This is a genomic window from Actinoplanes sp. NPDC051475, from assembly GCF_040689425.1.
GTDB lineage: Bacteria > Actinomycetota > Actinomycetes > Mycobacteriales > Micromonosporaceae > Actinoplanes.
Genome location: NZ_JBFAZZ010000001.1, coordinates 843,762 through 854,453 on the forward strand (window position 1 = coordinate 843,762; position 10,692 = coordinate 854,453).

The 10,692-nt window shown below is 72.4% G+C and carries 12 protein-coding genes; 3 read left to right on the forward strand and 9 right to left on the reverse strand.

From position 1 onward, the window contains the following. Window positions 1-36: 36 nt before the first annotated feature. Entirely contained in the window at window positions 37-1,680 is a 1,644-nt protein-coding gene (locus AB0368_RS03920; RefSeq protein ID WP_366152245.1) for a carbamoyltransferase C-terminal domain-containing protein, read from the reverse strand. A 139-nt stretch (window positions 1,681-1,819) separates the two neighbouring features. Between AB0368_RS03920 and AB0368_RS03925 the strand changes: the two genes are divergently transcribed. Further along, a complete protein-coding gene (locus AB0368_RS03925) occupies window positions 1,820-3,226 on the forward strand; it encodes an aldehyde dehydrogenase family protein (protein ID WP_366152246.1) in 1,407 nt (468 codons plus the stop codon). 6 nt (window positions 3,227-3,232) lie between these two features. Here the strand turns inward: AB0368_RS03925 and AB0368_RS03930 are convergent, their stop codons facing one another. Further along, window positions 3,233-4,099, reverse strand: coding sequence for a glycosyltransferase (locus AB0368_RS03930; protein ID WP_366152247.1), 867 nt, complete (start codon window positions 4,097-4,099; stop codon window positions 3,233-3,235). Window positions 4,100-4,167: 68 nt separating this feature from the next. Further along, on the reverse strand, window positions 4,168-5,427 hold the full coding sequence (locus AB0368_RS03935) for a hypothetical protein (RefSeq protein ID WP_366152248.1): 1,260 nt from the start codon (window positions 5,425-5,427) through the stop codon (window positions 4,168-4,170). Between the two features lie 175 nt (window positions 5,428-5,602). On the opposite strand from AB0368_RS03935, the gene AB0368_RS03940 reads away from it, so the two are divergent. Beyond that, window positions 5,603-6,067 carry a DUF4913 domain-containing protein gene (locus AB0368_RS03940; RefSeq protein WP_366152249.1) on the forward strand — a complete coding sequence of 155 codons (465 nt, stop codon included), beginning with the start codon at window positions 5,603-5,605 and terminating at the stop codon, window positions 6,065-6,067. Between the two features lie 16 nt (window positions 6,068-6,083). Here AB0368_RS03940 and AB0368_RS03945 read toward each other — a convergent pair whose 3' ends face one another. Both AB0368_RS03945 and AB0368_RS03950 read right to left on the reverse strand, forming a co-directional pair. Continuing rightward, a complete protein-coding gene (locus AB0368_RS03945; protein ID WP_366152250.1) occupies window positions 6,084-6,503 on the reverse strand; it encodes a hypothetical protein in 420 nt (139 codons plus the stop codon). A gap of 46 nt (window positions 6,504-6,549) precedes the next feature. Next, a complete protein-coding gene (locus AB0368_RS03950; RefSeq protein ID WP_366152251.1) occupies window positions 6,550-7,059 on the reverse strand; it encodes a YbhB/YbcL family Raf kinase inhibitor-like protein in 510 nt (169 codons plus the stop codon). Between the two features lie 68 nt (window positions 7,060-7,127). Here AB0368_RS03950 and AB0368_RS03955 point away from each other — a divergent pair, with 68 nt between their 5' ends. Next, on the forward strand, window positions 7,128-7,547 hold the full coding sequence (locus AB0368_RS03955; RefSeq protein ID WP_366152252.1) for a MarR family transcriptional regulator: 420 nt from the start codon (window positions 7,128-7,130) through the stop codon (window positions 7,545-7,547). Here the strand turns inward: AB0368_RS03955 and AB0368_RS03960 are convergent, their stop codons facing one another. From AB0368_RS03960 to AB0368_RS03975, 4 genes are all read right to left on the reverse strand, one after another. After that, the gene (locus AB0368_RS03960; protein ID WP_366152254.1) at window positions 7,548-8,504 is read right to left on the reverse strand and encodes a TIGR03557 family F420-dependent LLM class oxidoreductase; all 957 of its coding nucleotides are present in this window, start codon (window positions 8,502-8,504) and stop codon (window positions 7,548-7,550) included. It abuts the gene before it with no gap. Between the two features lie 142 nt (window positions 8,505-8,646). After that, window positions 8,647-9,306: a DUF3618 domain-containing protein gene (locus AB0368_RS03965; RefSeq protein ID WP_366152255.1), complete on the reverse strand. Its 660-nt coding sequence runs from the start codon at window positions 9,304-9,306 to the stop codon at window positions 8,647-8,649. Beyond that, a complete protein-coding gene (locus tag AB0368_RS03970) occupies window positions 9,282-9,704 on the reverse strand; it encodes a phage holin family protein (RefSeq protein ID WP_366152256.1) in 423 nt (140 codons plus the stop codon). The genes AB0368_RS03965 and AB0368_RS03970 overlap by 25 nt, the downstream gene beginning before the upstream one ends. Then, window positions 9,701-10,642: a hypothetical protein gene (locus AB0368_RS03975; RefSeq protein ID WP_366152257.1), complete on the reverse strand. Its 942-nt coding sequence runs from the start codon at window positions 10,640-10,642 to the stop codon at window positions 9,701-9,703. The genes AB0368_RS03970 and AB0368_RS03975 overlap by 4 nt, the downstream gene beginning before the upstream one ends. Between the last annotated feature and the right edge of the window lie 50 nt (window positions 10,643-10,692).

Consider the following 10,692-nt stretch of genomic DNA (forward strand, 5'->3'; position numbering starts at 1 on the left):
CCGTCGTAGTCCCGGGCCGTAGCCTCACCGCTCCGCTCACCGGCCGTCCCCGAAGGTGGACGCGCGGTGCACCGCGAAGGGCCCGAGGGCCAGCAGGTCCACCGGCGCCGAACCGAACAGCTCCATCGCCTCGCGCGGGGTGTCCACCATGGGGCGCCCGGCGGTGTTCAGCGAGGTGTTCACCACCACCGGAAGCCCGGTGAGCTGCTCGAACTCGGCCAGCATCGCGGCCACCAGCGGCTCGGTCTCGTTGTGCACGGTCTGCACCCGGGCCGTGCCGTCGACGTGCGTGACCGCCGGGATGCGGTCCTTCCACTCCGGCTTGACCTTGTGGACGAACAGCATGTAGGGGCTCGGGTAGACGCCCTCGAAGATGTCGGCGAAGCGCTCGGCGCGCACCATCGGCGCGATCGGCCGGAACTGCTCGCGGCCCTTGACGTCGTTCATCCGGGTCTGGGTGTCGGCGTCGCCCGGGTGAGCGAGCAGCGACCGGTGACCCAGCGCGCGCGGGCCGTACTCGCTGCGGCCCTGGTACCAGGCGACGATGCCGTTGCCCGCGAGCACGCGGGCGGCCTCGGCGGCGATGGACGGCGGCCGAGAGTACGGCAGGGCGGCCCGCTTCAGCTCGGCCTCGAGCTGTTCGTCGCTCCAGCCGCGACCCAGGTCGGCGCCGGCGAACGGGGCGACGGTGCCACCCGCGCGGGCCACCGAGAGGGCGGCGCCGAGCGCGGTGCCGGAGTCGCCCGCGGCGGGCTGCACCCACACCCGGTCGAACGGGCCCTCCGCGGCGATCCGCGCGTTGGCCACGCAGTTCAGCGCGGTGCCGCCGGCCATCGTCAGGGTCTTGACGCCGCCGGAGGCCTCGTACGTCCAGCGGGCCAGGTCGAGCAGGACCTCCTCGAGGCGTACCTGCACGCTCGAGGCGAGGTCGGCGTGGTCGTCGGTCATCTCGCCGTCGGCCGTACGCGCCTTGGCCAGCGCCGCCCACTCGATCCGCTCGACCGTGAAGCCACCGTCCTCGTCGGCGTGCACCCACTCGCGGAGCAGGTCGAGGTACTTCGGCCGGCCGTACGAGGCCAGCGCCATCACCTTGTACTCGTCCGACGAGTGCAGGAAGCCCAGGTGGCGGGTGAGGTCCTCGTAGAGCAGACCGAGCGAGTGCGGCAGCTCCTGGCTCGCGAGCGTGGTCAGCTGCCCGTCGCGGTAGACACCGGCCAGGTGGCTCGCGACCTCGCCGCGGCCGTCGAGCACCAGCACGGCGCTGTCCTCGGGGACGGAGAGCCCGGCCGAGGCGGCGTGCGCGACGTGGTGCGGTACGAAGCGGACCTGCTCCGGGTCGAGGCCGGGCAGGGCGCCGGCGAGGAACTGCGGTGCCCGCCGGGCGTAGTCGACGCGCAGGTGGTCCCACGGGTCGTCGAGTCCGAGGCTTTCGGCGTCGCGCGACAGCCCGGGGTCGAAGGAGTAGGCGACAGCGTCGAGATCGCCGGGCTTCAGGCCGGCCTCCGCCAGGCACCAGGCGGCGGCGAGCTCCGGCAGCTCCCAGGCCGAGAACGGTACGGGCCGCTTGCCGTGCTTGCGCCGGCTGAAGCGCTCCTCCTCCGCGGCGGCGACGACCCGACCGTCGACGACCAGCGCGGCGGCCGGATCGTGGAAGATCGCATTGATACCCAGGACTCGCATGGGGCGCCGGATACCCGGCTCCCATCGACTTACTCCCATGGTCATCGACTTCTTCGAAACTTCATTATTCGCATTGTGAGCTGCACTGATAGTCACAGGCTCGAGGTTTGGAGGCGGGCCGGACGGGCACCCGGCCCGCATGCATGACGTGGAACAGCTCATCGATGGCGCGTGGGGACCCGGCAGCGGCACGCGTCGATTGACCGTGACGAACCCGGCGAATGGGCAGCCGGTCACGGCCGTCGCGATCGCCTCCGACGCGGACGTGGCCGCGGCCGTCAAGGCGGCCCGGAACGCGGCACCGGGCTGGGCGCGTACCGGACCGTCGGCGCGGGCCGCGGCGCTGCACGCGGCGGCGGATGCGGTCGAGGCCGCCGCGGACGAGCTCGCGGGCATCATGAACGCGGAGATGGGCAAGCCCGTGGACGGGGCGAAGGACTCGATCGGCGCGGGCGTCGGCACGCTGCGCCAGTACGCCGAGCTCGGCCCCACCCACCGCGGCCGCAGCCTGGCCGGTAACGACGAGGCGATCGACCTGATGGCGTACGGGCCGCGCGGGATCGTCGCCGCCATCACCCCCTGGAACGACCCGGTCGCGGTCTCCTGCGGCCTGCTCGGCGCCGCCCTGGTCTCCGGCAACACCGTGGTCTACAAACCCAGCGAGCGCACCCCCGCGACGGGCTGGCGGCTCGCGCAGATTCTCGCGCCGCACTTCCCCGACGGCGTGCTCTCCCTGCTCAACGGCGACGGCCCGGTCGGCGCCGCGCTCGCGGAGGCCGAGGTGGACGTGGTGGCGCACGTCGGCTCCACCGCCACCGGCCGGGCGATCGCGGCGGCGTGCGCGCGCACCGGCGCCAAGGCGCTGCTGGAGAACGGCGGCAGCGATCCGCTCGTCGTCGACGCCGATGTGGACCCGGCATGGGCGGCGCAGCAGGCGGCCCTCGGCGCGTTCGTGAACTCCGGCCAGATCTGCGTGGCGGTCGAACGGATCTACGCGCACCGGGACGTGGCCGGGCCGTTCCTCGAGGCACTCGCCGCGGAGGCCGGGACGTGGGCCGCGCGGATCGGCCCGCTGGTCGACGCCCGGCTGCGGGACGGCGTGCACGCCCAGGTGAGCGCGGCCGTCGAGGCCGGTGCGCGGGTGCTGACCGGCGGTTGCGTGCCGGACGGGCCGGGCGCGTACTACCCGCCGACCGTGCTGGCCGACTGCACCGACGACATGGCGGTCGTGCGCGAGGAGACGTTCGGCCCGGTCGCGCCGGTGGTCGTGGTCGACTCGTTCGCCGAGGCGCTGGCCCGGGCGGCCGACTCGCCGTACGGGCTGGCCGCCACCGTCCTGACCGGCTCGATGAGCCACGCCCAGCAGGCCTGGCGGGACCTGCCGGCCGGCACGGTGAAGGTCAACGCCGTCTTCGGCGGCGCCCCGGGCGGCGCTGCCCATCCGCGGCGCGGCAGCGGCCAGGGCTTCGGCTACGGTCCGGAGCTGCTCGACGAGCTGACGGTGACCAAGGCCGTCCACATCGAGGCTCCGCCGGCCGGCTGGTGAGGCGGTTCAGCAGCCGATCGTGACGAGGTCCTGCTCGACGTCGCGGGGCAGCGGCCGCCGCTGCCTCAGGACCCAGGGCGCCATCCGCACCGCGTCGGTCACCCCGGCGCGGTCCTCCCGCCACGCCGCAGCCACGGTACGCCGTACGACCCGCGGCGGCCGCCGCAGCATCGCGGTCAGCACCCGGTTGCGCACCTCGAGGCGGCGCCGGGCCGGGGCGTCGCGGCCGGCGGGAGACGGCAGGTGCCGCACGGTCAGCGTGGGCGCGTAGGCCAGCCGGTGTCCCGCGGCGGCGAGGTCCATCGCGAGCAGCGCCTCCTCGCCGTACACGTGCAGGGCCGGCTCGAAACCGCCGGCCGCGAGGAAGGCGTCCCGCCGGACCACGACGGCGCAGGCCAGAAAGCCCAGGATGGACGGGCCGGGCGCGTCGCCGGGCACGCCGAGCGGCGCGGCGGCCATGGCCGCCGAGACCGGATCCTCCCGCCCCTCCGGTCCGACCAGCACGCGGGCGGAGAGCAGCGCGGTCCGCGGGTACGCGTCCAGCAACGCGGCCGCACACGCCAGCGAACCGGGCTCCCAATACGAGTCGTCGTCGGCGAACGCGACGTACCTCGTCCCCGCCCGCTCCACCCCGACGTTGCGAGCCGCCGCGCCGCGGTTCTCCCCCAGCCGCACCACCTCGACGCCGGGGATGTCGCCGGGGCCGCCGTCGTCGGAGCCGTTGTCCACGAGGATGACCGGGGCGGCGTGCCGGGGGATCGTCTCGCGCAGCCGGTCATGCCGGTTCCGGGTCGCGACCACCACGGTCACGTCGCCGGTCTCGGGCGCGGCGCTGCGCCCGGGTGCCGCGGCTCGGTCGATCTGAATTGTCATGGCCCGGCCTGTACCCCGAGCCTGCGTGTCGAAGCCATTACTTCGGGTGAACGGCGGCGGTTCGCCAGTCAAGCCGTGGGCCCGCCCCGCTTCTGCTTGTGGCCGCTGTGGTGCTTCTTGCGGTGGTCGCCCGTGCCGTAACCGCCGTACACCCGATCGCTGTACGACTCGACCGTGTGCCCGGCGCGCGCCGCGTCGCCGCACAGCTTCTCGGCCTTCGCGTTCTGGGTCCGGAAGTCGCGCAGGCTTCCGTCCGAACGGAACTGCGCCGCGAGGGCGGAGTGGGAGGAATCGACACTGCGGTAGATGTGGCTGACCCGTTCCGGACTGGTCACCCGCGCCTCGAGGGCGTACGTCTTGTCACCGTGCCAGGCCCACGCCCGGTCCTGGCTGAACTGCGGTCCGGACGGTTGCTCCGCCCTGGTCTCCGGGATGTGCTTGTTGGGGTGCGACACTCTCGCCGTGCTACCCGCCGGCAGGTAGTTGGTCGGACTTCCCGCCTCGTCGGACCAGGACGACACCCCGGTTCCGTCCGAACCCGAGCCCGGCGAGCCGGTACGGTCGGAGCCCCGCCGGGACGAGGAGGAATACTCGGTCGACGTGTAGGGATCGTTGTCCGCGATCGGGGGAAGGCTGGAGGACGAGTATCCGGGCGCGGTCTGGTTCCGCGTCGACGGCTCGTCACCGTAGAGGTCGTTCCGCCAGGTCGGGGTCCCGCCGGTCACGGTCGGAATCGCGCTGGGAGAGCCGTACTGGGACCGGGCCACATGGTCCCGGAAGCGGCCGGGCATCGTGCTCTGTTCGGCGTGCGCCCCGTCCCTGAGATAGACGCTGGACATGCTTCCGGCGATCTGCTCCATGTCCGGATCACCCTGCTGGTTACCCGGCCAGAGCCGCTGGGCGTAGTTCGCCAGATAGATCGACGTGTCCTCGCACTTGTCGCAGGCACCCTTGTCACCGACCACGCGCTGGGAGACGCGGTACGGCGGAGGCAGCGGTCCGGTGAGGCGCAGTTCCTGCCAGTTGTTCTCCTTCAGGTTCTGCAGGGTCGTGAAGTGTGACTGGGCGGCCGCCGACTCGGCCTCCCTGCTCGCCAGTTCGTTCTGGGGATGCGGCAGCTGGGAGGCGCGGGTGCCCCTCGTGCTCGCCTGCCCGCTGACCTCGATCGGGGTCTGGAACACCAGCGGAGCCTGATGCTTGTCGTAGTGGTAGAAGGCTACGAACGCCGCCTTGCTGGCCCGCCGATAATGGCTGCTCAGTTCGTCGCGGATCTCGATCTCTTTCAGGATGCTGGCGGTCGTCTCACTGTACTCATTGGTGCGTGGCATCAGCGCCGTCCTCGGAGTCTGGGGCTGCGGGCCGGTGCGCCCGTACCTCCCAGCGACGGGCCGCCGGCGACCCGGGTTCGCAGGCTTGCGGCGCACTGCCCGGAAGGGCACCTCCGCCTGCCCGGCCGGACTTCCGCACTGAACCGGCGGTCGCCCTCCTACGTTGATGGCGGGCATGGCCGCTGACTCAGACATCATGGGCTTCTTGACGGAGTCCGCGCCGGACGAGGATCCGGCCGACTCGTCGTCGGACCAGCCCGTTTCGCCCCCGCCCCCGAGGAGCGAGACGGCTTTCATCCTGTACCACGACGGGGAGAGCTACGGAAAGCTGCTCGAAGACCTCGCCGGCTGGGTGCACGACGTGCTGGTGCCGGTCTACGTCCGCGAGGTGACGTCCGGATCCCCCTGGTGCACACAGTGGTGGCGGCATCCGGAAGCGATCGCCCGGCTGCATGCTCTGTTCCTGGCCTGGCAGGCGTTGACCGGCGCCCGAAGCGACCTGCACGAAGCGGCGACCTGGCACCGGGACCACGCCGGTCCCGCCATGGAGACGCTGCGGGACCCGACCGGGCCGTTCGCCGGCTGCAAACCGGACCGGCACCGCGAGAAGATGCCGCCGCCGGTCGAGCAGATGGCGTGACGCGGCGCGCCCGGCTTCAGCGGCGGGTGGCGGCGGCGGTCAGGCCCACCGCGAGCCCGTCCTCGGCGAGGGCCGCGGGCACGGCGAGCCCGTGTCGCGCCCCGAGGGCCCGCCAGCGTGCTCCCGCCCAGCTCGCGGCAGCTGCCGCGGCGGCCGCGGTCACGGCCGGTACGACCACGGACTGCCCGCGGCGGCGGGCGTACCAACCGCCGGCGACGGCGCCCAGGACGAGCCGGCCGGCGAGGGGCGCGGGCATCAACCGGCTCGGCGTCCGGGGCAGCTTGTCGGCGACGATCTCGCCGCCCGCGGCGGCCAGCGTGACGGCCCGCGCCCAGCGGCCGCCGCCGTCGTGGGCCAGCGCCGCGAGCGGGGTCACACTCCGGGCACCGGCAGAGGCGCCGAGCACGGCGGCGCGCAACAGGACGTCTGGACGCATGCACCACCGCTACCCGGTGCGGCCCCCGCGGAAACGCGATCGTCCATCAAGGAGCGACGCTCGTGCCGACCAGGACGGCGCGGCCGACCGTGTGCGGGATCATGAGGATGTGGAGCATGGCGAGGCTCGCGCCGCGCGGCACCTCCAGGACGTCGACATCCAGGGCGGTCACGGCGACGAACATGCGGTGCGTGCCCGTTCCCGGCGGCGGCTTCGCCCCCGAGTAGGCGGCATGGCCCAGGTCGTTGGCGAGGTGGCTCGCTCCGGGCGGCAGCCGGTCGGCGGCGCCCCGGGCGAGGCCGCCGACCGAGGCCGGGACGTCCTTGACCGCCCAGTGCCAGAGACCGCCCGGGATCGGGGCGTCGGCGTCGAAGGCGGTGACGACGAGGCTGCGGGCACCCTCTGGCAGCGGCCCCCACGACAGGGCCGGCGACTCGCCGGGGCCGTCCGTGGTCGCGTACGCCGACGGCGGGAGCGGCCCGCCGGGCGGGAAGTCGCTGCTGGTCAACGGGAAAGCCGGGACGGGGAAGGCCTTCGCGTACGGGTCGTGCTCCATGACGGGCTCCTCAGAAATACAGGCTTGCTGTAGATCCGAAACATACAGCAAGCCTGTATTGTTTGGCCATGGACGATGACGCGGATCTCACCGACCTGGCCGAGGAACTCCGGACCGCCCTCGGCGACTTCGTGCGGCGCGTGCGCGCGTACGACACGATGCCGCGCAGTCAGGTCGCGGTGCTGGGACATCTCGCCCGGACCGGGCCGCTGTCGATCGCCGACCTGGCCCGGCGGGAGCGGGTGAAGCACCAGTCGATGACGCGGACGGTCAATCTGCTCGGCGATCAGGACCTGGTGACGCTGGGCGTCGCCGAGGACGACCGGCGCCGGGTCGTCGTGACGCTCAGCTCCACCGGCACGCGACGGCTGGCGGAGGAACGGCGGCAGCGCTCCGCCCGGATCGCCGCCACCCTGCGGACGCTCGACGGCGAGGAGCGGGCCATGATCGCCCGGCTCCCCGCCGTCCTGCGCAAACTCGTGGACTGACTACAGGGCGCGCAGCTTGTCAGCCAGGTCCTTGTGGAAGAAGTCGATGAAGCCGTCCGGGTCCGGGCCGGCGTTCATCAGCACGATGTGGTCGAAGCCCGCGGCGGCATACTCCTTGACGGCCTCCACGTACGGCTCCGGATCCGGGCCGACCGCGAACTGCCCGCGGATGTCCTCCTCGCGGACGGTCTGCGACGCGGCCTCGAAGTTGGCCGGGTTCGGCAGCTCGCTCATCACCTTCCAGCCGGTCAGCGCCCAGCGGGTGGTCTTCAACGCCTCCCGCACGCCGGCCTCCTCGGTGGTCGCCCAGGCCATCGGGACCTCGGCGTAGCGCGGCCCGGCGCCGCCCGCCCCACGGTAGGTCTCGACGAGGTCGCTGCGCGGCTCGGTGGCGAACAGGCCGTCAGCCAGCTCCGCCGCGAGGGTGGCGGCGCTCCTGCCGCCGGCGGCGACCGCGATCACGGGCAGTTCGTCCGGCAGGTCGAAGACGCGGGCGTCCTCGAGCTGCAGGTGCCTGCCCTCGTACGACTGGTAGCCGCCCCGCCACAGCAGCTTGATGATCTCCAGCGCCTCCCGGAGCCGCTCCTGCCGGCCGCGGACGCTCGGGAAGCCCTGGCCGACGACGTGTTCGTTGAGCCGTTCGCCGGAGCCAAGGCCGAGGGTGAAGCGGTTGTCCGAGGTGATCGCGAGGGTGGCGGCGGCCTGGGCGATGATCGCAGGGTGGTAGCGGACGGTCGGGCAGGTGACGCCGGTGGCGAGGCCTATGCGCTCGGTCTTCGCGGCGATGGCGCCCAGGACGGTCCAGGCGAATGGTGAGTGGCCTTGAATGTCGAGCCAGGGGTGGTAGTGGTCGCTGATCTCGACGAAGTCGAAGCCGGCTTGCTCGGCTTGTACCGCTTGCTGGATCAGCTCCTTGGGGCCGAAGCCCTCGGCTGACAGCTTGTATCCGAACTTCATGCTCTTTCCCCCTTGGTTGCCGGCTCCTCGTCCGGGGGTGCCCTGGGCGGGGGGTGGCAAACACGGGTTGGCGTACGCCGACGGGGGTGCGGTGACTTTCGGTCACCACACCCCCGTTCGGGTGTGCGCGGTTTCTCGTGGGTCAGGAGCGGGCGTCGGTTACGGCCTGCTTGCTCTGCTCCTTGGCGTCCTGCGCCGAGGACTGCGCCTGCTGCTTGGTCGTCTGAGCCGCGTCCTGTGCGGTCTCCTTGACCTGGCCGACAGCCTCCTGCACGGTGCCGGAGACATCGTCCTTGAGGTCGGCGGCGACGTCCTTGACCTTGTCGGTCAGGTCGCCGCTGTGCTCCTTGATCTGTTCGCCGGCGTGCTTCTCGGCGTCGGTGACCGGGATCAGGGTGGCTGCGAGCATGCCGACGCCGAAGGCGATGATGCCGGCGGCGAGGGGGTTGCCCTGGGTCTGCTGGGTCACGGCCTGCGGCGCGCCGCGGACCGTGTCGGCGACGTTGTGCGCCGCGTCCGACGCCTTGTCACCGAGCTGCGACGCCTTCTCCGACGCAACGTCACCCAGGTGCGACGCCTTCTCCGACGCCTTGTCGCCCAGTTGCGAGGCCTTGTCCTGCACGGTGCCGGCCGCCGAGTGTGCGCTCCCCGAGCTTCCCATGACTTTCTCCTTCACCGAGGTCCAGCGGCGCTTGGCCACCTGCTTCGGGCTTGTCTTCTCGGCGAGCAGGTCCACGTCGCGCGTCAGCGAGGCGCGCGTCTGCTCGATCTCCTGCCTCAGCCGGTCGGGTTCTTCAGCCATTGCGCGTCCTCCTTGATCGTGTCGACGGTGCGGTGCGGCACGGGATCGACGGTCTTGAGCTTTTTGCGGCCGTTCGCGTAGAGAACGGCGCCGATGATCCCCCAGAGGACGGCCACGATGAGCGCGGCCCAGCCGGCGTCCATGACGTTGGCGAGGCCGAACACCAGGGCGAAGCTGAGCAGCACGACCGCGAGGTAGCCGGCGAAACCGGCACCGCCGAGCATTCCGGCGGCCTTGCCGGCCTTGGCGGCCTCCTCCTTGACCTCGGCCTTGGCGAGCTCCACCTCCTGGCGGAACAGCTGGGAGAGGTCGTTGCTGATGTTGCCGATCAGCTCACCGACGGAGGTCGACGAGACCTCCTCGGCGCGCTCCTGTTCGGCCGGGTACGGCGTGGTCATCGCGCGCCACCCGGATACTCCTCCTCCACGACGACGGGCGTGCCCGTGCCGGTGGAGGCGTACTCGGTGCCGCCGGCGGTGTACCCGCGGGTCTCGACGGCCGGGTCGGCGTAGCCGGTGCCGGTCGCGCCCGTCGTGGTCGCCGTGGTGTCGTAGCCGGTGGTGTCGTAGCCGGTCGCGTACGTGCCGGCGGTGCCGTACGAGCCGGCGGTGTCCGTACCGGAGACGAAGGAGTCCGTCTGCGGCTTGCCGGCGGTGTCGTCGGCCTTGGCCACTCCCTTGCCGAGCCGCCCGACCACGAAGCCCGCGGCCAGGGCGGTCGCGAGGAAGGCGCCGGGACGACGCCGGGCGAAGTCCTGCACCTCGCGCAGGACGCCCTCGGGACCGTGGTGGTCGAGGTAGTCGGCCAACTGCCGGCCACCGTCGGCGACCCGCGAGACCACGCTCGCGGCCGGCGAGTCCTGCCGGTCGCCGCGCATCTCGTCGAGCTGGTCGGCGACCTGCCGGATGTTGCCGACGAGCTTGTCGTTCTGGGTCCGCGCCTGGCTGCTCACCTTGTCGCGGACCTCGGAGGCGACGTTGCGCGCCTGGGTCTTCGCCTCGGCGCCGACCCGCTGGACCTGCTCCTTGGCGGTGTCCTTCACCTCGCTCGCGGCCTGCCCGGCGGCGTGCGCGCTCTCGCCGGCGACCTGCTTGGCCTGCTCCTTGGCGCCCGAGCCGGTGTCGCTCTCCGTCGAGCCGAAGGCACGGTCGTCGCCGGCCGTCAGGCTCTCGCCCGGAGTCAGGCCCGTCGCAGGGTAGGTCTCGGTGGCCGGATAGGTCTCGGTCGCCGGGTACGTCTCGGTGGCCGGATAAGTTTCGGTCGCCGGTTGCACCGGCACCTCGCCGTAGCCCGTGGTGCCGTCCGGTGCGCGGGCGCCCGTGTAAGGGTCACTCATCGCTACCTCCAAGTTGGTTCGTCCGTCGGTGCGTCCCCTATGCGCTACCC